Raw genomic sequence first — 19,214 nt, 5'->3', positions numbered from 1 at the left:
ATACTTAGCCATTAGCTAATTTTGCTAAGATATTATTTCAGTTTACTTAATTGCTCCTGCACTTTGTTTAATAGTGTAGTGAAATCAATAACACGTTGTTTTTCTTGCTCAATGACGGCAGCAGGCGCTTTTTGTACAAAGTTTTCATTTGTTAATTTGCCATTTGCTTTAGCAATTTCACTTTCTAAACGCTTAATCTCTTTATTCAAACGAGCAGTTTCAGCTTCAATATCAATTTTGATATTTAGCATGAGTTCACAATGCCCAATAATTTGGCTTGGTGCGCCAATATCAGGTAGCTTTTCAACATGCTGAACTTCATTAATTTTACCTAATGCCATAATGTATGGTGTTTGGAAATTGACTAATGACGATTCTCCCACCATGTAAATACCCACTTTTTCGGCAGGAGAAATATTCATCTCACCACGTAAAGCACGAATTGCCTCAACTGTTTGTTTTAGTTGGGCGACCGTATTTTCAGCTTCTGTATTAATTAAGGCTTCTTGGAAGAGAGGGTAAGCCTGATTGCTTAGTAAAACATTACTAACAGCGGAATTACGTTTGCCCGCAAGAACAGCGACTTTTTGCCATAGTTCCTCTGTGATAAAAGGAATAATAGGGTGTGCGACACGAAGAATACCTTCCAGTATTTGAATCAATGTGCGACGTGTTCCGAGCTGTTGCTCTGCTGTGCCTGTTTGTAATTGAACTTTTGCTAATTCAACATACCAGTCACAGTATTCGTCCCAGACAAAACGATAAATGGTATTAGCAATATTATCAAAACGATACTCTTGGAAGCCTTTATGAATTTCTGCGACAAAACGCTCGTATTGGCTAATAATCCATTGATCAATAGATGATAACTCTGCTTTGCCTTCAATAATATTATGTCCTTCAACGTTCATCATCACGAAGCGTGTAGCATTCCATAACTTATTGCAGAAGTTACGATAACCTTCGCAGCGTTTGAGGTCAAAGTTCATGTTACGACCAAGTGTGGCATAGGCAGCCATTGTAAAACGTAGTGCATCAGCACCATAGCTGTTAATGCCTTCAGGGAACTCTTTACGAGTATCCTTTTCAATTTTTGTGGCTTGTTTAGGATTCATCAAACCTTGCGTACGTTTGGCAACTAAAGGCTCAAGAGCAATACCGTCAATTAAATCTACAGGGTCAAGCGTATTTCCTTTGGATTTACTCATTTTTTGACCTTGAGCATCTAAAATTAAGCCATGTACATAAACAACTTTGAAGGGTACTTGTCCAGTAAGGTGCATGCTCATCATAATCATACGAGCAACCCAGAAAAAGATAATATCAAAGCCAGTTACTAATACGTTTGATGGCATATAGCGTTGATAGTCTGGTGTTACTTTTGGCCAACCCATTGTGGTAAAAGGAACTAGTGCTGACGAGAACCATGTATCAAGAACGTCTTCGTCACGTGTTAATTCACCCGTAACACCTGCAGCGACAGCTTTCTTCTTAGCTTCTGCTTCGTTACGTGCGACAAAGATTTGACCATCTTCACTAAACCAAGCTGGAATTTGATGCCCCCACCATAATTGACGAGAAATACACCAGTCTTGAATATTTTCTAACCATTGGTTATAAGTGCTTGTCCAGTTCTCAGGATAGAAACTGACACGTCCATCTTTAACGACTTCTAATGCCATTTCCGTGATTGATTTACCAGGGTTGAATGTACCCTCTGGTGCAGGTTTGCTCATAGCAACAAACCATTGATCAGTTAGCATAGGTTCAATGACTGTTTTAGTACGATCACCTCTAGGAACCATCAGTTTATGGGGCTTAATTCCTGCTAATAAATTTAGTGCTTCTAAATCAGCTACAATTTGTTTACGTGCCTCAAAACGATCTAAACCTTGATAGTTACTTGGTGCATTTTCATTGATCTTAGCATCTAAACTTAGAATACTAATCATCTCCAATTGATGACGTAAGCCAACTTGATAGTCATTAAAGTCATGAGCAGGCGTAACTTTTACAACACCTGTCCCAAAATTTAAATCAACATAGTCATCCGCAATAATTGGAATTTCACGATTGACTAAAGGAAGAATAACAGTTTTACCAATTAAATGCTTGTAACGTTCATCTTCTGGGTGCACCATAACGGCTACGTCACCAAGCATTGTCTCAGGACGTGTAGTGGCTACCACAAGATGTGTTAAATCACTCTCAGGTGTGGCTAAAGGATAGCGAATATGCCAAAGTTTACCTTCTTCTTCGACACTTTCCACTTCTAAGTCTGAAACAGCCGTTCCTAAGACGGGATCCCAGTTCACTAAACGTTTGCCACGGTAAATAAGCCCTTGCTCATACAGACGAACAAATGTTTCAATGACACCAGCAGACATTTGCTCATCCATGGTGAAGTATTCACGACTCCAATCAGCAGAGCTACCTAGACGACGGACTTGTTGATGAATGCTACCACCAGAATATTCTTTCCATTCCCAAACTTTTTTTAAGAATGCTTCTCGACCTAAATCATGACGTGAAATATTTTGGGCATCCAGTTGTCTTTCCACGACAATTTGTGTGGCAATCCCTGCATGGTCTGAACCAGGAACAAAAACAGTATCGCATCCATTCATACGATGGTAACGAACCAAACCATCCATAATCGTTTGGTTAAACGCATGTCCCATATGTAGGGTTCCAGTTACATTTGGAGGAGGGAATTGAATGGTAAAAGGCGTGCCTGATAAGGGAGAATTGGTCTGAACATGTTGACCGGCTGTGAATGCGCCAAGGGATTCCCATTGCTGATACCAAAAAGATTCAATGTTTTGAGGGTCATATTTGGCAGCTAATTGCTGATTATCTACTGATTCCGTTGTCATACTGTTGTGTGCACTCTTGCTAATAAGTGAGAATAAAGTATTTATGAAAGCCATTATTTTAATGGATTTATAAGCTAGATTTAGTTATTAAGGCGTTAAACCTTTAAATAAATATCTGCTTATATGCTAAAATTACGGTTTATTTTGTGCATAAAAAGTACAAAAATTTTTAAAAATATTAATTAGGAGCTTTTAAATGGCTATCGAACGTACATTATCAATTATCAAACCAGATGCAGTAGCTAAAAATGTTATTGGTGAAATCATCTCTCGCTTTGAGAAAGCAGGCCTTAAAGTAGTTAATGCTCGCTTACAACAATTAACTCGCGAAGAAGCAGAAGGTTTCTACGCTGTTCACAAAGAGCGTCCATTCTTTAACGACTTAGTTGAATTCATGATTTCTGGTCCAGTATTTGTACAAGTACTAGAAGGTGAAAATGCAATTGCTAAAAACCGTGAGTTAATGGGCGCGACTGATCCTAAGAAAGCTGCTCCAGGTACAATCCGTGCTGATTTTGCAGAAAGCATTGATGCCAATGCTGTTCATGGTTCTGATGCACCAGAAACTGCTGCTGTTGAAATCGCTTATTTCTTTGCTTAATTATTCATCGAAAGAATGAATGAACGCCTTAATTTGTTAGGCTTAGATAATGATGCCCTCACTGCGCAAGTAGCAGAGTGGGGGCATAAGCCATTTCGAGCCAAACAGCTTGCTCGTTGGGTTCACCAGCGAGGAGCTAGTCGCTTTGACCAGATGACGGACTTAGCGAAAGATTTTCGTGCCCAATTAGAAAGTTGCTGTGAAATTAGTACACCAGAGGTTATAACAAGAAAAATATCGTCTGATGGGACTCGTAAATGGCTATTTGATGTGGGCAATAATAATGCAGTAGAAACTGTATTTATTCCAGAAGATGATAGAGGGACACTTTGTATTTCTAGTCAGGCTGGTTGTGCTGTGGCTTGTCGATTTTGTTCGACAGGGCATCAAGGATTTAATCGTAATCTGACTACTGCAGAGATTATTGGGCAGCTATGGCATGCTCGCGCAGATATCATGGCGAGTCAAGGGGCGGCAAGATTAGGTACATCTTCTAATGCTCAAGCGACAGAAAATGATCGAATTATTAGTAATGTCGTCATGATGGGGATGGGAGAGCCTTTGCTGAACTATGATCAGGTTGTTCCTGCCCTAAAGCTCATGCTGGATGATAATGCCTATGGTTTATCAAGACGTAGAGTCACTGTGTCTACGTCTGGGGTGGTTCCTTTTATTGATCGTTTAGCTAAGGATTGCCCTGTGGCATTGGCGGTCTCTCTCCATGCGCCAAATGATGATCTTCGCAGTCAGCTAATCCCTCTTAATAAAAAATACCCATTAGCAGAATTGATTGCTGCTTGTAATCGTTATCTTGACTATGCTCCACGTGATTTCATTACGTTTGAGTATATTATGCTAGATAATATTAATGATACTGAAAAGCATGCTTTAGAATTGATTGAAATTACTAAACAGATTCGTTGTAAAATCAATCTTATTCCATTTAATCCATTCCCTGAGTCAGGTCTGGTGCGCTCTAGTAACGCACGTGTTAAGCAATTTGCACAGATATTGATGGATGCTGGTGTTGTGACAACGGTTCGCAAAACTAGAGGGGATGATATAGATGCTGCCTGTGGTCAATTGGCTGGTGAAGTCAAAGATCGTACAAAAATTAGTGAACGTATGCAATTGCGAAAAACTATCCCTATTAAAGAGGAGCGAATGTAATTATGGAAATGCCAGATTTGAACAAAGTATCAGCAAATGCACCTGATGTTGATACCGTTGGTGGCTACTTAAAAAACGCACGATTAGAGCGCCATCTTGAGCTTGCTCAGGTGAGTGATATGATTAAATATCATGCTAGCCAGCTACGTGCGGTAGAAGAGCAAAACTGGTCTGCTTTACCAAATGGTTTTGTATTGCGTAGCATCATCAAAAAATTTGCGGTAGCGGTTGGTGCAAATCCAGATATCGCTCTTGAAAAATTAGCGCAGGCAACTGGAAATGTTGCTCCACCAGCAAATAATAAATATCTCAAATCCAGTCATAATTTAAAAGTTAATGAGAAATTAAATGAGCATATTTCCAGTGGTAGTGGTGGCACTTGGCTATGGATTTTATTAATTCTAGCTATTCTTGTGGCTGTTGCGTACTTTGCCTTTACTCAGGGTATGTTCAATATTGATGATGTTGAATTTATCAAAAAATGGTTTAATCAATAATGTCTGACGTTAATACTCTCAATTCATCTCCTTTCCCTGTTGGACCAACTCCTCGTCGTCAAACGCGTGCTGCGGTTATTTCGTGGGGAAATAAGCATGTACAGGTGGGTGGGGGAGCCCCTGTTGTTGTGCAATCAATGACAAATACGGATACGGCTGATGCGATTGCTACCGCTATTCAGGTTAAAGAGTTAGCGTTGGCTGGTTCGGAATTGGTCCGTATTACTGTCAATACGCCAGAAGCGGCAGCAGAGGTTCCGAAAATTAGAGAACAGCTTGATAAAATGGGTATGGATGTTCCATTAGTGGGAGATTTTCACTATAACGGACATAAGTTATTAACTATGTATCCAGAATGTGCACAAGCATTGTCAAAATACAGAATTAATCCTGGCAATATGGGTGGTGGCAAAAAGCGTGATGATAATTTTGCTCAGATGATTGAAGTGGCTGCCAACTATAATAAAGCTGTACGTATTGGAGTAAACTGGGGAAGCTTAGATCAGGATCTCATGGCACGTATGATGGATGAAAACAATAAACGCCAAAAGCCATGGTCAGCACAAGCTGTTATGCGAGAAGCTTTAGTGATTTCAGCTATTAGCAATGCTAGACGAGCCGAAGAGCTAGGCTTAGCAAAAAATAAGATAGTGCTATCTTGTAAAGTCAGTCATGTACAAGATTTAATTTCCGTTTATCGTAATTTATCTGCTCAATGTGATTATCCACTTCATCTTGGTTTGACTGAAGCTGGAATGGGAAGTAAGGGTATAGTGGCCTCTACAGCGGCGTTATCCGTGTTGTTGCAAGAAGGGATTGGCGATACTATTCGTATTTCATTAACCCCAGAACCAGGGGGCGATCGTCGTAAAGAAGTGATTGTTGCCCAAGAAATTCTCCAAACAATGGGGTTAAGAGCATTTACTCCGATGGTAGTGGCTTGTCCAGGCTGTGGACGCACGAGTAGTACTTTTTTCCAAGAGCTTGCAGATAGTATCCAGACTTATCTTAGAGAGCAAATGCCTGTTTGGCGTCTTCAATACCCAGGTGTGGAGACCATGAATGTTGCTGTGATGGGCTGTGTGGTAAATGGTCCAGGAGAGAGTCGTCATGCGGATATTGGCATTAGTTTACCCGGGACTGGAGAGGTACCGTCAGCACCTGTCTTTATTGATGGTGAACGTACTGTTACCTTAAAAGGCGACTCTATTGCCCAAGAATTTCAACAAATTGTTTTAGATTATGTTCAACGTCGTTATGGTGCTAAAACAATTTCATCAACATGAAAATAAATAATTTAAATTTAAACTAATAATATGAGTAAAACGTTTGAAAAAGTCTCTGCGATTCGTGGAATGAATGATATTCTTCCTAATGAAAGTTGGCAATGGGAGAGACTCGAGCAGATCCTAAAAATGTGGTTGGCGCAGTATGGTTATTTGAATATCCGTACGCCAATTCTAGAACAAACTCGTTTATTTGCCCGTGGTATTGGTGAAGTCACTGATATTGTCGAAAAAGAAATGTACACATTTAGAATGGGCGAGGACTCAGAGCAGTTAACCATGCGTCCTGAATTTACAGCAGGAATTGTACGTGCTGCCATTGAGCATCATATTACCTATGATAGACCTCAACGTTTGTTTTCTATGGGGCAAGTATTTCGCCATGAGCGTCCTCAAAAAGGGCGTTATCGCCAGTTCCATCAAGTTTCAATTGAAGCGTTAGGGTTTGAAGGTCCTGATATCGATGCGGAGCAAATTATCATGCTATCGCGTTTATGGAAACTTTTAGGTTTAAAAGATATCCATCTGGAGCTTAACTCTTTAGGTCAGATTGATGAGAGAAAAGCTCATCGAGAAGCACTGATTAAACATTTAGAGGCACATATTGATGTCTTAGATGAGGATGGTAAGCGCCGTATGTATACCAATCCTCTACGAGTGTTAGATACTAAAAATCCAGCCATGCAAGAAATGGCTAATCAAGCCCCTAAATTATTTGATTTTTTAGGTGAACAATCTAAAGCACATTTTCAAGAAATTTGTACACGCTTAGAAGAGGCTGGTATTAGCTATACTATTAACCCTCGCTTAGTTCGTGGCTTGGATTACTATAATCTCACCGTATTTGAGTGGGTAACTGGTAGTCTAGGTGCCCAAGCAACTGTTTGTGGTGGTGGTCGATATGACGGTCTGTGTGAGTTATTAGGTGGAAAATCCACTCCTGCGATTGGTTTTGCGATTGGTTTAGAGCGTCTATTGGCGTTGATGGAACAAAGTCAAGGATTTATAGCACCAAGTGAAACGGATATTTATATTATTCACCAAGGTGAACTAGCGAGCCGTAAAGCATTACAAATAGCTGAGTTATGCCGAGATCAAGGATGGCGAGTATTGGTGCATGCGGGAAGTGCGTCTTTTAAAGCGCAATTCAAGAGAGCTGATTCAAGTGGTGCTAAGTTTGCTTTGATTCTTGGCGAATCAGAAGTTAATGAGGCAACGATTAGTATCAAACCATTACGTTTGGATAATGATGGTATGATGGCAGAACAAGTCACTATTGCACAAGCTGAGCTTATTGAAGAATTACAAAAAAGGATTTAATTATTATGGCATTTGATTTAGAAGAACAGGAAAAGATTGACCAGGTAAGAGCGTGGTGGGATCGTTTTGGTGGTTTGGTTACTGGCTTATTAACCGCTATTCTTCTGGTACTTGTGGCGTATTATGCGTGGGGCTGGTATAAAAACTATCAAGCAGAGAAAGCATTAGGTTATTATGAAACAATCTATACAACCACAAAATCATCTAGACCAACAGATTCAGATAAAGTACGCATACAAGAAGCCTTATCTGTATTACAAAATGATTATACGAGTACAGCCTATCCTGCACGAGCGAGTCTTATTGCCGCTAATTATTTTGTGAGCAAAAATGATTTAGATGCTGCTCAAAAAGCCATGCAATGGGTTGTTACTAACGGTAAAGAGCCTGAAATTGTTCCAGTTGCACAATTGCAATTATCTGCTATTTTAATGGATCAGGGTAAGTTGGATGAGGCATTATCCTATGTTTCTGGCTCTGTTCCTGAAAGTTTTAAAGCATTATTTTTAGATAGACAGGGCGATATTCAAATGGCAAAAGGCCAAAAAGAAGAAGCCGTGAAATCTTGGAAAACAGCATTAAATGAAAAAGGTTTAGAACCATCATTTTCAACATTTATGCAAAATAAAATAAAGGTATTAGGAGGGGAGTAAAATGTCGCTTTCAACACGTTATCTACGTAATTTTACCTTAGCTGTAGGTGCGGCTCTCACACTAAGTGCTTGCGGCTTATTTGGAAATGATAGTCGTTATGAACCTGTGGATTTGACAGAGTATCAAGCTACTATTACCCCTGTTATTCATTGGACAGCATCAATTGGTAAGGGCAGTGGTTATGGTTTTACCCCTGTTGTTGATGGCAATAATGTCTTTGCGGCTACACCAGATGGTAAAGTATCACGTCTTAATTTAGATACAGGCGCTATTATTTGGCAACGTGACTTGGATAAAGACCTTGCTAGTGGTGTTGGCGTAGGTGAAGGTGTTGTTGCTGTGACAACTAAAGACGGTCAGGTCGTTTTATTAGATGCAAATAATGGTAATCAGCGATGGGAAGTTCGTTCATCTACAGTCGCCACCACACCTCCAATGATAGCAAATGGTGCCGTAGTTGTACGTGCAGATGATTTTCGTGTACAAGGCTTAAATATTGCTGATGGTAGTCTATTGTGGAGTTACGTTAGAGCACAAGCAGAGCTTGCTCTGAAAGCCCATTCTAGGATGGTATCTGCAGGGGCATCTACAGTATTAGTGGCGTTACCGGTAGGGCGTGTTGTGGCATTGAATACACAAACAGGTAGACCGCTTTGGGAATTATTGGCTTCAACAGTTAAAGGACCTAGTGATTTAGATAGTGTGGCTGATGTTGTTGGTGCTCCTATTGTGAATGGTAATGATATCTGCTTAGCAAGTTACCAAGGTAATGTTTTATGCTATGGTGTAACAGCAAAAGGCGCTCAGGCTCGATGGTCTCAACCATTTTCAACGGCTACTGGTGTTGATGCGACACAGTCAAGTGTCTTAAGTGCTGGTGTAGACGGTACAGTAACGAGTTTTTCTCGCCAAGATGGTCAAGTGCTATGGTCAGATAAAACCCTACGTAATCGTGGATTAAGTAATCCTATAGCCTATGATAACCATGTCGTAGTGGCAGATTATGAAGGGTATGCACATTTTTATGATTTTAATTCAGGGGCACTTCAAGGACGTATTTCATTAGGAGATAGCGAGCCTGTCGTATCGCCATTAGTAGCCACACCTAAAGGTATTCTTGCTCAAACAGGTGATGGTGATTTAGTCTTATTTGGTGCTAAGTGAAGAAAACGCAATTTAAACCAGTAGTGGCGCTTGTTGGTCGCCCAAATGTAGGTAAATCCACGCTATTCAATCGTTTAACGCGTTCGCGTAATGCATTGGTTGCAGATTTCTCGGGATTGACACGAGATCGTCACTATGGGGAAGGTCGAGTTGGTTCTTATCCGTTTTTAGTGATTGATACGGGTGGTTTTGAGCCTGTAGTAAAAACAGGTATTCTCAAAGAAATGGCACGTCAAACAGAACAAGCTATTGCTGAGTCTGATATCGTGATTTTCTTGGTGGATGCTAGAGCAGGTGTTAATGCCCATGATCATGAAATTGCGGCATTGTTACGTAAGACCAATGCCAAGATTATCTTAGCTGTGAATAAAGCTGAGGGAATGAATCAAGTTCAAGCAACAGCTGATTTTCATGAGTTAGGATTGGGTGATCCTATTCCAATTTCTTCTGCTCATGGGGACGGCGTTGTGGCAATGATTGAAACAGCATTAGCTACATTGGTGAATCCTGTTGTAGAAGAGGAAGAAGCCGAGACAGAGGTTGACATTGATGAAAATGCCCTTGAGTCTGAATTAGCGGCTGCTGAAAAAAATGAGCCTGAAGAGGAAGAATCAGAGGCCTTTGAACATAGAATTAAATTGGCTATTGTAGGTCGTCCAAATGTAGGTAAATCGACGCTGATTAATACCTTATTAGGTGAACAAAGGGTTATTGCCTTCGATATGCCGGGTACCACACGTGATGCTATTGAAATTGATTTTGAACAAGGCGATAAAAAATACACCATTATTGATACAGCAGGTTTAAGAAAACGTGGTAAGGTATTTGAGTCAATTGAAAAATTCTCAGTGATTAAAACCTTGCAAGCCATTGAAGCATGTAATGTGGTGGTCTTGGTATTGGATGCTCAAGCGGAAATCTCCGAACAGGATGCACATATTGCGGGTTTTATTTTAGAAAGTGGTCGAGCTTTGGTGGTTGCTATCAATAAGTGGGATGGCTTGGATGAAGATAAGCGAGATTGGGTAACACGTGAATTTGAGCGTAAAATGCGTTTCTTATCTTTTGCCAAAATGCATTATATTTCTGCCCTAAAGGGACATGGAGTTAAAGCGTTATTGAAGTCTGTTAATGAAGCACATGCCGCCGCTTTCCGCAAATTATCAACGCCTAAATTAACTCGTGAGTTAAGAGCAGCTGTAGAGCAACAGCCACCTCCACGTAAAGGGATTTTTAGACCTAAGATGCGTTATGCTCACCAAGGGGGGCAAAATCCACCGTTGGTGATTATCCATGGCAATGCCTTAGATGCGATTAGCGAGTCGTATAAGCGCTATTTGGAGTCTCGTTTCCGTCGTGTATTCAAACTAGAAGGTACACCGATGCGAATTGAATTTAAGTCGTCAACTAATCCCTATAAGGATGCATAAATGAATCAGTTTTGGAGTGATTTTGTTAAAGAGCTTAAGCCTTATGTACCGGGAGAGCAGCCTAAAGAGGGTGAGTTTGTTAAATTAAATAGTAATGAATCACCATATCCTCCATCGCCTAAAGCTGTGGCAGCGATGGATAAAGCGCTAGCAAAAGGGTTGGAGTTATATCCAGAAGCTGAAGCAACGCCTGTGAGAGAGACTGTAGCTAAATATTATGGCTTAACACCAGATCAAGTGTTTGTAGGAAATGGTTCAGATGAGTCTTTGGCGCATTTATTTAATGGACTATTTCGTCATAATGGAAAGAAAATTTTATTTCCTACTATCACGTATAGCTTTTATCCAGTATATGCAAAACTGTATAGCATTCCCTATACAGAAGTGCCACTCGCAGATGATTTTAGTATTGATATAACACCGTATTTAGCGGCTTCACCAGATGAGGTATGTGGGATTATTTTTGCTAATCCCAATGCACCAACTAGCATAGCGCTAAGCTTAGAAACTATCGAACGTCTATTAAAGGAGCAGCCTAATATATTGGTTGTTGTGGATGAGGCGTATGTAGATTTTGGTACACAGACAGCGATTAGTTTAATTCAGCGTTATCCTAATCTAATGGTTATTCAAACATTATCTAAATCACGTTCATTGGCGGGTATTAGAGTTGGTTTTGCATTTGCTCAAGCAGAGTTGATTCAAGCACTGACTAGAGTGAAGAATAGTTTTAATTCATATCCTATTGATAGAGTGGCACAAGCAGGTGCAATAGCCGCTTTTGAGGATGAAGAATACTTTAACAAAACTCGCCATATGATTATGGCATCACGTGAGTATTTGATTAAAGAGGTTAGGGGGTTAGGGTTTAATGTATTGCCTTCGGCCGCTAACTTTATTTTTATGAGCCATCCTAAATTAGATGCTACTAAAATTGCGTCTGAGTTAAGAGAGCGTAAATTATTAGTACGCCATTTCAAACAAGTGCCTATTGATCAGTTTTTACGTGTAACAATTGGGACACAGGAAAATTGTGAAAATTTAGTAAAAGCCTTGTCTGAAATCGTTTCTAAGGGTATTATTTAACCTAAGCCAACATAAGATTGCGCTGCAACAAAAGGCTCGCAATCATATTTAACAATTTTTATAAATTATATTATGGAGCTTTCATCAATGAGCACTAAAGGACAATCATTACAAGATCCTTTCTTAAATGCTTTACGCAAGGAACATGTACCAGTTTCAATTTATTTAGTAAATGGTATCAAATTACAAGGTCAAGTTGAATCATTTGACCAGTATGTGGTGTTACTTCGCAATACTGTGACACAAATGGTTTATAAGCATGCTATTTCGACTGTAGTTCCTGCTCGAGCAGTCAATTTCCCAATCGAAACTCCAGAAGAAGAATAATTTACAGGCATTTGTTTGCCTATATTTTTTTATGACTTATTAGTTAGATGCCTACCCGCTAATCAGTGGGCGGGCATTTTATTTACTTAAATTTTATGCGTGCTATTATCATCAGCGTTGATTTTGGAAATGTAGATTATCCAGCTCATGCACAAGAATTTGCCATGCTTGCCAAGGGAGCAGGGGCAGAGATTGTGGCAACTGTCGTGGCGAAAAGAGATCGTCCAGATGCTAAGTTTTTTATTGGTTCTGGCAAAGTTGATGAAATTGCTTTATTGATTCAAAGTACCAATCCCGATATTGTCCTATTTGATCAACCGCTAAGCCCCGCACAACAACGTAACTTAGAGCGAGTGTTTAATTTGCGTGTGGTAGATAGGGTGACATTGATTCTGGATATATTTGCATTGAGAGCAAAAAGTCACGAAGGTAAGCTACAGGTTGAGTTAGCACAGTTACAGCATTTAGTGACACGATTAACGCGGATGTGGACTCACTTGGAGCGTCAACGAGGTGGTATTGGCATGCGTGGTCCCGGTGAATCTCAATTAGAGATGGATAAACGTATGATTGGTGATAAAGTAAAATCACTCAAAGAACGTTTAGCTAAAGTGGAAAAACAGCGTGCTACGCAAAGACGATCACGCGAGCGTTCTAATACGTTATCTGTTTCATTGGTAGGGTATACGAATGCTGGTAAATCTACCTTATTTAATGCCTTAACTAGGGCTGGAGCCTATGCGGCAGATCAGTTGTTTGCAACCTTAGATACGACAACTAGACGAATTTGGCTTGAAAATGCTGGACAAGTCACCATCTCTGATACGGTAGGCTTTATTCGTGATTTACCCACCACCTTAATTGCTGCTTTTAAAGCTACCTTAGAGGAAACTGTGCATGCTGATTTGTTATTGCATGTGATTGATGCGGCTAGTCCTCAACGAGATGAGCAAATTATTGAGGTAAATAAAGTTTTACAAGAGATAGGGGCGCAAGACATTCCCACTATTCTCGTTTACAATAAAATTGATATGCTATCGTATGATCCCAAAGTTGAAAGAGACGAAGAGGGCAACATAGTACGCGTATTTGTCAGTGCACAAAAACGTGAAGGTTTAGACGGTTTGCGTCTTGCGATGGCAGAAGCAAAAACACAACTATTAGGAACTACTAACATTGAGACTGATGAACATTTTTAATCTTAATGATCCAGGTTGGGGGAAAGGCAATCCTCAACCCCCACAAAACCAGCAAGGCAATGAGCCTCCTCGTCGTCCACCACAAGACAATGATACGCCACCAGATTTGGATCAAGTGTTTAATGATTTGTCCAAACGGATTAAATCTGTATTTGGTAATGGTGGTAAAAAAGATGGGAATCAACCTCTTGGGCAACCACCGCGTCGTGAGCCACCACAAAAATTGTTTAAAGTGGGGGCAGTAGCGATTGCTGTTGTTGCTGTAGGTGCTTGGTTGGCTAGTGGATTTTTTATCGTTAGAGAAGGTCAAGTGGGCGTTGTTACTCAATTTGGTAAATATAACCGTACCGTGATGCCTGGCTTTAAATGGCATATTCCCTCACCTTTTGAGTCAGTGGATTTAGTTGATATTTCTCGTGTACGTTCTTTCTCTGTGGGATACCGTGATAGTGCTCGTAATAAGGTATTGCCAGAGGCATTAATGCTAACCGAAGATGAAAATATTGTGGATGTGCAGTTTGATGTCCAGTATCGTTTAAAAACGGGTATGCCAGATGCGAATGATAAACCGTCTGCGGCAGCCGATTATCTTTTCCAAACGGTTTCTCCAGATGAGTCCGTACGACAAGCAGCAGAAACGGCGATGAGAGAGATTGTGGGCAAACAATCTATGAATAAAATTCTTTATGAAAGTCGTACGCAGGCAGCGATTGATGTGCGTCAATTAATGCAAAATATTCTTGACCGTTATCGCACAGGGATTGAGGTTATCACTGTAGCGATTCAGAATGTTCAACCACCCGAGCAAGTTCAAGCAGCTTTTGAAGATGCTATTAAAGCAGGTCAAGATAATGAACGTCAGAAAAATGAAGGTTATGCTTACGCAAGTAAAGTGATACCGGAGGCAAGAGGTCAAGCTTCTCGTATTTTACAAGATGCTGAAGGTTATAAGGCGGCTATTATAGGTCGTGCCAAGGGTGCAGCAGAACGGTTTGCACAAGTAGAAAAAGAATACGCCAATGCACCGCAAGTAACGCGTGAAAGGATGTATTTATCGACATTAGAAGAAGTATATGCTAATGCGTCGAAAGTGATGATAGATACAAAATCAGGTAATAATATGCTTTATTTACCGATTGATAAAATTCTTGAGCAAAACACTAGCTTAAACGCTTCAAGCTACGGTAGTAGTGAAACATCATCTGCTTCTCGTGCTTCCAATGAGAGTATTACAACATCTAATCGTGCTAAATCAGCTTCTACAACAGAAGCAAGTAGTACGGAGGTATCTAGAGACCGTAATGCATTAAATCGTTCCCGTTCAGCACAGTAAGAGGTATTATCATGAATCGTTCAACGTTAACGTTTGTTGTATTGGCCATCGTGGCATGGTTAGCTTCTTCAATGCTGTTCATTGTGGGGGAGCGTGATTATGCGTTGGTATTTAAATTGGGTGAATGGCAACGTACTGTAACTGAGCCAGGTCTAAATTTCAAATTACCGTCACCACTTGAAAATGTTGTATATTTAGATAAACGCATACAAACGATTGAGTCAGGTGATACAGAGCGTATCCAAACGTCTGAGAAGAAAAACCTAATTATTGATTCGTATATCAAATGGCGTATTCAAGATCCAAGACAATTTTATATTTCATTTGGATCTGATGCTAAAGCAGCACAGAATCGTTTAAATGCTCAAATTCGTGATGCACTTAATGCCTCTGTAAATACCCGCACAGTACGTGCTGTGATTTCGCAAGAACGTGATGTCGTTATGGCGGAGATTTTACAAAATGTTGAGGCACGTGCTAAACCTTTAGGTATTCGTGTAGTTGATGTGCGTTTAAAACGTATTGAATTCTCACAGGAAGTATCAGATTCAGTGTACACACGTATGCAAGCAGAGCGTAAGCAAGAAGCGAATAGCTTACGTGCTAATGGTGCGGCAGAGAGTGAAACTATTCGAGCGGATGCGGATAGACAAGTTCAGGAAGTGTTGGCAGAAGCTAATGCTAAAGCACAAGCTATACGTGGTTTAGGTGATGCACAAGCCTCTAAAATTTATGCTGATGCTTATAGCAAAGATCCTGATTTTTATAGTTTTTATAAGAGTTTGGATGCCTATAAAAATATCTTCTCATCAAAACAAGATTTGTTAGTAGTAGATCCTAGTTCAACGTTCTTTAAATTCTTAAAGCAAACGAATTAGAAAGACACGTCAAAAACTAGCTTTTAATTGAGCAAAAACAATCCCCTAAATGAATTTTCTTTTAGGGGATTTTTTAGGAAAACTAAAAAATCCAATTTTTTTTTAAAAAATATTGTCAGGATTGTTGTTGCCTATCGACTTAAGAGGTAGCTAGAGATTTTTACGAAAAACTCTCAGACTGCCAATAAAATAATGTTTTCGGCGTGCAAGTTTTCATAGTTTATTGATTTTGTAGGTTAAATTGAAAACTTGCACGTCAAAATTAACACAAGAGAAGTGTTGATTTTGTAGGTTAAATTGAAAACTTGCACGTCAAAATTAACACATAAAGTGTTTTGATAGTCTGAGATTTTTTACGAAAAACTCTACATTTATATTTTTTTTAAAAGGAAATTTTTATGAAATTAAAATCTATTGCTTTATTAGCCTCAGCGTTTATTGGTTCAACAGGTATTGCAGCAGCTAACCAAGCTCAACAAGGATGTGGTGCTTCTACAGGTACAAAAGCAGAAGCAAAAAAAGATCACTCTTGCGGCGCAAGTTCTAAAAAAGAGACTAATGCAATGCCTGAGAAAAAAGAATCAATCTTGCGGTGCTGGTTCTTGCGCAAAAAAAGAGAAAAAATCTTAATGATTATCTAGTCTTAACAAAAGAGGGCTTAACGGTGAAATCTATTAAGCCCTTTTAATTAGTTGGTATTGATGATTCATGTAGTGAGATTGGGATAGCTATGGTAGGTGTTGGTTTTCGACGAGAAATGCGAGAGTGGTCTTTTCAGGACATTCAAGCTGATTTTTTTGAAATTGTGCCTGAAAATTGGTTGCAACGTGATAGAGCTATTTTGCATCAATTATTAGCTTCTAATCGACCTATCTATATGCATGGTGTTTCTCTAAATTTAGGAGGGCATTCAGTCATTAATAAAGAATTTTTAAATCAGATAAAAGCACTGAAGCAAGAGCTAAATGCCCCTTTTTATTCTGATCATTTAGCGGCTAGTGGTGATGCACATCAATTATATGATTTGTTTCCTATCCCTTTTACATTAGCAGAGGCAGAACGGATTAGTCACCGTATTCAAGAAGTACAGGATATATTGGGTTTTCCAATCGCTATCGAAAATAGTACTTGGTATACCAATATCGGTGAAATGAGTGAAACTGATTTTATTAATGAAATTCTCAAAAGGAGTGGTTGCCAACTTCTTTTAGATATAAACAATATTGCGGTAAATGAAAAAAATCATCATCTTATTAGTGTACCTGAGTTTATTCGTCAGATTGACCTAGAAAAAGTCAGTTATATGCATGTGGCAGGGCATGAATATGATGAACGGTTTGATATGTATATTGATACACATAGTCAGCCAGTTGAGGTAACAACTAGAGAGGTTGCTAAGCAAGTTGCACAGCAACAAAAAATCCCTATTTTATTAGAGTGGGATAATGATGTACCGTCTATAGACGTGATTAATCAGGAGTTAGTATGGTTGCAACCTTCTATGACTATGTAAGAGGTAAAACGGATGAGGTTCCTGATGGGTATAGCGAAAAGGGACTCAACGTATATCGCTATTTGGTGTTTTTAGGTGCTAGTCAAATGATTGAATCCTGTTACCCAGAGATTAAAAAATCATTTGGGTGAGGAAGATTGGACAGCATTAATACAAGCATTTGTTAAACAATCGGCGTGGACCTCACATTTTTATGGAGATTTAGAACATGAATTTAATGTTTTTCTTGCCAACACAATCTCAGAACAAGAATAATTATTTGGGAGAGATTACATTACTTCTTTTACGCCTATGGTTGGCACAAGAGTTTATCTATGCGGCTATACGTAAATTAAGTGGGGGGGGTATTGCCCCAGATTGGTTTGCAGGATTGGAATTTCCTTGGCCATTTAATCAATTTACTAGTAATTTCAATTGGTCTTTGGTGAGTTTAACAGAGCTGATTGTGGGGATTATGCTGTTAGTTGGATTATTCACACGTCTATCAAGTGTGGTTTTACTTATCGTTACTGTGGTAGTCAATTTATTCAGTTCATTTTGATTTAGGATGGATGGGGTGGGACCAAATTGAAACAGATGATGGTCAGGGGTTTAAAGTGCCATTAATGATTGGTCTGATGCTCATTACACTCTTAGGGATGGGGGCAGGTAAAATATCTATAGATTATTTACTCAGTCTTAGGAAGACAAATAGTGACTCAACAGCATCATCATGAAAATTTAGATTGGTTGGATGATTCGTTAAGAAAATCCATGTTTAGATTTGCCTGTATGCATATTCAACCTGATGAAGAGGCGGAGGAGGCTGTACAAGATACTTGTTGTGCTTTACTTGAAAAAAGAAGCAGAGCTATCACAAATCACGCATTTATCTGCTTATGCTTTTGGGATATTAAAGTATAAAATTCTCGATAGACTACGATTAAAATATCACCAGCGAACCACGGTTATCGTTGAACAAGAAGAGGATATTGATAGTTTATTATTTACCGAAAATGGGCACTGGGAAAAGGGTGTCCTAAGCACTGATTGGGAGAGTCCAGAATCCTTAGTCGAGAATAATGATTTTTTACGAATAGTGGATTTGTGTATCGATAATCTTCCTCAGAAAATTGCCCAAGTTTTTAGCTTAAAAGAGTTTTTAGATTGCCAGCCACAAGAAATTTGTGACTTGATGGGACTATCTAAAAGTGATTATTGGCAGTGTCTAAGCCGTGCTCGCAAACGACTTCAGCTTTGTCTTAATGAAAAATGGTTCAATAGGATTTAAGGATGAATTGCAAAACATATACCTACTTACTGAGTTCAGGACAGTTGGATAGCAAAAACAAGTTGCAGCAAGCTTGGATCAGAAAACATTTACTGATTTGTTCTGGATGTCGTCGTTTTACTCGAAATCATCAAATTCTAACCAGTGTGTTAAAACATAAGAAACAACAGTATTTAGGTCAATCGGTATTGCCTAAGAATGACAAGTAAATTTATTGTTTTCGCTGATTAAGGAAATTTAGCTTTGTTTTATTGTTATAATGATTTGTAAGTTAACGATACGGGCTACTTACATATAAGTGGCTCGTTTTTTTATGTCTGTGTTATGAATACTCAAAACTGGCTATTACCTGATTATTTATCTGATATCTTACCAGCAGAGGCTCGCCGTCTTGAAGAGTTGCGTCGACGATTACTTGATTTGTATCGCCAGCATGGCTTTGAAATGGTGGTGCCACCATTAGTTGAATATATCGAATCACTATTGGTGGGCGAAAAAGACACGTTATCATTGCAAACGTGCCAATTAGTAGATCAAATTTCTGGTCGTAGCATTGGTGTTCGTGCCGATATGACCCCACAGATTACACGTATTGACTGCCCATCTCTGA

At 39.4% G+C, this 19,214-nt stretch carries 22 protein-coding genes; 21 read left to right on the top strand and 1 reads right to left on the bottom strand.

The window, feature by feature from the left end; all coding sequences use genetic code 11:
* Window positions 1-32: 32 nt before the first annotated feature.
* A complete protein-coding gene (locus V757_RS21060) occupies window positions 33-2,876 on the bottom strand; it encodes a valine--tRNA ligase (protein WP_023950819.1) in 2,844 nt (947 codons plus the stop codon).
* A 196-nt stretch (window positions 2,877-3,072) separates the two neighbouring features.
* Between V757_RS21060 and ndk the strand changes: the two genes are divergently transcribed.
* From ndk to V757_RS0113990, 21 genes are all read left to right on the top strand, one after another.
* Window positions 3,073-3,477 carry a nucleoside-diphosphate kinase gene (gene ndk, locus V757_RS21055; RefSeq protein ID WP_023950817.1) on the top strand — a complete coding sequence of 135 codons (405 nt, stop codon included), beginning with the start codon at window positions 3,073-3,075 and terminating at the stop codon, window positions 3,475-3,477.
* Window positions 3,478-3,492: 15 nt separating this feature from the next.
* The gene (gene rlmN / locus V757_RS21050; protein WP_023950815.1) at window positions 3,493-4,647 is read left to right on the top strand and encodes a dual-specificity RNA methyltransferase RlmN; all 1,155 of its coding nucleotides are present in this window, start codon (window positions 3,493-3,495) and stop codon (window positions 4,645-4,647) included.
* 2 nt (window positions 4,648-4,649) lie between these two features.
* The gene (locus tag V757_RS21045) at window positions 4,650-5,144 is read left to right on the top strand and encodes a helix-turn-helix domain-containing protein (RefSeq protein WP_023950814.1); all 495 of its coding nucleotides are present in this window, start codon (window positions 4,650-4,652) and stop codon (window positions 5,142-5,144) included.
* The gene (ispG, locus tag V757_RS21040; RefSeq protein ID WP_023950812.1) at window positions 5,144-6,430 is read left to right on the top strand and encodes a flavodoxin-dependent (E)-4-hydroxy-3-methylbut-2-enyl-diphosphate synthase; all 1,287 of its coding nucleotides are present in this window, start codon (window positions 5,144-5,146) and stop codon (window positions 6,428-6,430) included. Before V757_RS21045 ends, ispG begins: the two co-directional genes overlap by 1 nt.
* Window positions 6,431-6,460: 30 nt before the next feature.
* On the top strand, window positions 6,461-7,750 hold the full coding sequence (gene hisS / locus V757_RS21035; RefSeq protein ID WP_023950810.1) for a histidine--tRNA ligase: 1,290 nt from the start codon (window positions 6,461-6,463) through the stop codon (window positions 7,748-7,750).
* Window positions 7,751-7,755: 5 nt separating this feature from the next.
* Window positions 7,756-8,403, top strand: a complete 648-nt coding sequence (locus V757_RS21030) for a YfgM family protein (protein ID WP_023950808.1) — start codon at window positions 7,756-7,758, stop codon at window positions 8,401-8,403.
* Window position 8,404: 1 nt separating this feature from the next.
* Window positions 8,405-9,568 (top strand): outer membrane protein assembly factor BamB, encoded by a 1,164-nt coding sequence (gene bamB, locus V757_RS21025; RefSeq protein WP_023950806.1) that lies wholly within the window; start codon window positions 8,405-8,407, stop codon window positions 9,566-9,568.
* The gene (gene der, locus V757_RS21020; protein ID WP_023950804.1) at window positions 9,565-10,998 is read left to right on the top strand and encodes a ribosome biogenesis GTPase Der; all 1,434 of its coding nucleotides are present in this window, start codon (window positions 9,565-9,567) and stop codon (window positions 10,996-10,998) included. Before bamB ends, der begins: the two co-directional genes overlap by 4 nt.
* Complete coding sequence (gene hisC, locus V757_RS21015) at window positions 10,999-12,084, top strand: histidinol-phosphate transaminase (RefSeq protein ID WP_023950802.1); 1,086 nt, start codon at window positions 10,999-11,001, stop codon at window positions 12,082-12,084.
* 87 nt (window positions 12,085-12,171) lie between these two features.
* On the top strand, window positions 12,172-12,411 hold the full coding sequence (gene hfq, locus V757_RS21010; RefSeq protein ID WP_023950800.1) for an RNA chaperone Hfq: 240 nt from the start codon (window positions 12,172-12,174) through the stop codon (window positions 12,409-12,411).
* Between the two features lie 95 nt (window positions 12,412-12,506).
* Window positions 12,507-13,610: a GTPase HflX gene (gene hflX / locus V757_RS21005; protein ID WP_023950798.1), complete on the top strand. Its 1,104-nt coding sequence runs from the start codon at window positions 12,507-12,509 to the stop codon at window positions 13,608-13,610.
* Window positions 13,597-14,943 (top strand): FtsH protease activity modulator HflK, encoded by a 1,347-nt coding sequence (gene hflK, locus V757_RS21000; RefSeq protein ID WP_023950796.1) that lies wholly within the window; start codon window positions 13,597-13,599, stop codon window positions 14,941-14,943. The genes hflX and hflK overlap by 14 nt, the downstream gene beginning before the upstream one ends.
* A gap of 11 nt (window positions 14,944-14,954) precedes the next feature.
* On the top strand, window positions 14,955-15,821 hold the full coding sequence (gene hflC / locus V757_RS20995; RefSeq protein WP_023950793.1) for a protease modulator HflC: 867 nt from the start codon (window positions 14,955-14,957) through the stop codon (window positions 15,819-15,821).
* 398 nt (window positions 15,822-16,219) lie between these two features.
* Window positions 16,220-16,462 (top strand): hypothetical protein, encoded by a 243-nt coding sequence (locus V757_RS20990; RefSeq protein ID WP_023950791.1) that lies wholly within the window; start codon window positions 16,220-16,222, stop codon window positions 16,460-16,462.
* Window positions 16,463-16,551: 89 nt separating this feature from the next.
* Complete coding sequence (locus V757_RS20985) at window positions 16,552-17,334, top strand: MbnB/TglH/ChrH family RiPP precursor modification enzyme (protein ID WP_023950789.1); 783 nt, start codon at window positions 16,552-16,554, stop codon at window positions 17,332-17,334.
* Window positions 17,307-17,465, top strand: coding sequence for a putative DNA-binding domain-containing protein (locus V757_RS29255; RefSeq protein WP_023950788.1), 159 nt, complete (start codon window positions 17,307-17,309; stop codon window positions 17,463-17,465). The genes V757_RS20985 and V757_RS29255 overlap by 28 nt, the downstream gene beginning before the upstream one ends.
* A 77-nt stretch (window positions 17,466-17,542) precedes the next feature.
* A complete protein-coding gene (locus V757_RS29250; RefSeq protein WP_245586987.1) occupies window positions 17,543-17,875 on the top strand; it encodes a DoxX family protein in 333 nt (110 codons plus the stop codon).
* A 10-nt stretch (window positions 17,876-17,885) separates the two neighbouring features.
* Complete coding sequence (locus V757_RS29245; RefSeq protein ID WP_245586986.1) at window positions 17,886-18,050, top strand: hypothetical protein; 165 nt, start codon at window positions 17,886-17,888, stop codon at window positions 18,048-18,050.
* A gap of 107 nt (window positions 18,051-18,157) precedes the next feature.
* A complete protein-coding gene (locus V757_RS20970) occupies window positions 18,158-18,604 on the top strand; it encodes a sigma-70 family RNA polymerase sigma factor (protein ID WP_023950786.1) in 447 nt (148 codons plus the stop codon).
* Window positions 18,605-18,606: 2 nt separating this feature from the next.
* Entirely contained in the window at window positions 18,607-18,813 is a 207-nt protein-coding gene (locus V757_RS28435; RefSeq protein ID WP_071057995.1) for a hypothetical protein, read from the top strand.
* 115 nt (window positions 18,814-18,928) lie between these two features.
* Window positions 18,929-19,214 (top strand): ATP phosphoribosyltransferase regulatory subunit (locus V757_RS0113990; RefSeq protein WP_031274496.1); only part of this gene is annotated, 286 nt, incomplete at its 3' end.

This window comes from Pelistega indica (assembly GCF_000506865.1).
GTDB classification, from domain to species: Bacteria; Pseudomonadota; Gammaproteobacteria; order Burkholderiales; family Burkholderiaceae_B; genus Taylorella; species Taylorella indica.
The sequence above is the reverse complement of the archived record's forward strand: the minus strand, read 5'-3'. Positions and strand labels throughout refer to the sequence as shown.

Excerpts from the sequence above, each read along its gene's own strand:
- V757_RS21060 (WP_023950819.1), bottom strand. The coding sequence starts at position 2,876 with ATGACAACGGAATCAGTAGATAATCAGCAATTAGCTGCCAAATATGAC.
- ndk (WP_023950817.1), top strand. The coding sequence starts at position 3,073 with ATGGCTATCGAACGTACATTATCAATTATCAAACCAGATGCAGTAGCT.
- rlmN (WP_023950815.1), top strand. The coding sequence starts at position 3,493 with ATGAATGAACGCCTTAATTTGTTAGGCTTAGATAATGATGCCCTCACT.
- V757_RS21045 (WP_023950814.1), top strand. The coding sequence starts at position 4,650 with ATGGAAATGCCAGATTTGAACAAAGTATCAGCAAATGCACCTGATGTT.
- ispG (WP_023950812.1), top strand. The coding sequence starts at position 5,144 with ATGTCTGACGTTAATACTCTCAATTCATCTCCTTTCCCTGTTGGACCA.
- hisS (WP_023950810.1), top strand. The coding sequence starts at position 6,461 with ATGAGTAAAACGTTTGAAAAAGTCTCTGCGATTCGTGGAATGAATGAT.
- V757_RS21030 (WP_023950808.1), top strand. The coding sequence starts at position 7,756 with ATGGCATTTGATTTAGAAGAACAGGAAAAGATTGACCAGGTAAGAGCG.
- bamB (WP_023950806.1), top strand. The coding sequence starts at position 8,405 with ATGTCGCTTTCAACACGTTATCTACGTAATTTTACCTTAGCTGTAGGT.
- hisC (WP_023950802.1), top strand. The coding sequence starts at position 10,999 with ATGAATCAGTTTTGGAGTGATTTTGTTAAAGAGCTTAAGCCTTATGTA.
- hfq (WP_023950800.1), top strand. The coding sequence starts at position 12,172 with ATGAGCACTAAAGGACAATCATTACAAGATCCTTTCTTAAATGCTTTA.
- hflX (WP_023950798.1), top strand. The coding sequence starts at position 12,507 with ATGCGTGCTATTATCATCAGCGTTGATTTTGGAAATGTAGATTATCCA.
- hflK (WP_023950796.1), top strand. The coding sequence starts at position 13,597 with ATGAACATTTTTAATCTTAATGATCCAGGTTGGGGGAAAGGCAATCCT.
- hflC (WP_023950793.1), top strand. The coding sequence starts at position 14,955 with ATGAATCGTTCAACGTTAACGTTTGTTGTATTGGCCATCGTGGCATGG.
- V757_RS20990 (WP_023950791.1), top strand. The coding sequence starts at position 16,220 with ATGAAATTAAAATCTATTGCTTTATTAGCCTCAGCGTTTATTGGTTCA.
- V757_RS20985 (WP_023950789.1), top strand. The coding sequence starts at position 16,552 with ATGGTAGGTGTTGGTTTTCGACGAGAAATGCGAGAGTGGTCTTTTCAG.
- V757_RS29255 (WP_023950788.1), top strand. The coding sequence starts at position 17,307 with ATGGTTGCAACCTTCTATGACTATGTAAGAGGTAAAACGGATGAGGTT.
- V757_RS29250 (WP_245586987.1), top strand. The coding sequence starts at position 17,543 with ATGAATTTAATGTTTTTCTTGCCAACACAATCTCAGAACAAGAATAAT.
- V757_RS29245 (WP_245586986.1), top strand. The coding sequence starts at position 17,886 with ATGGGGTGGGACCAAATTGAAACAGATGATGGTCAGGGGTTTAAAGTG.
- V757_RS28435 (WP_071057995.1), top strand. The coding sequence starts at position 18,607 with ATGAATTGCAAAACATATACCTACTTACTGAGTTCAGGACAGTTGGAT.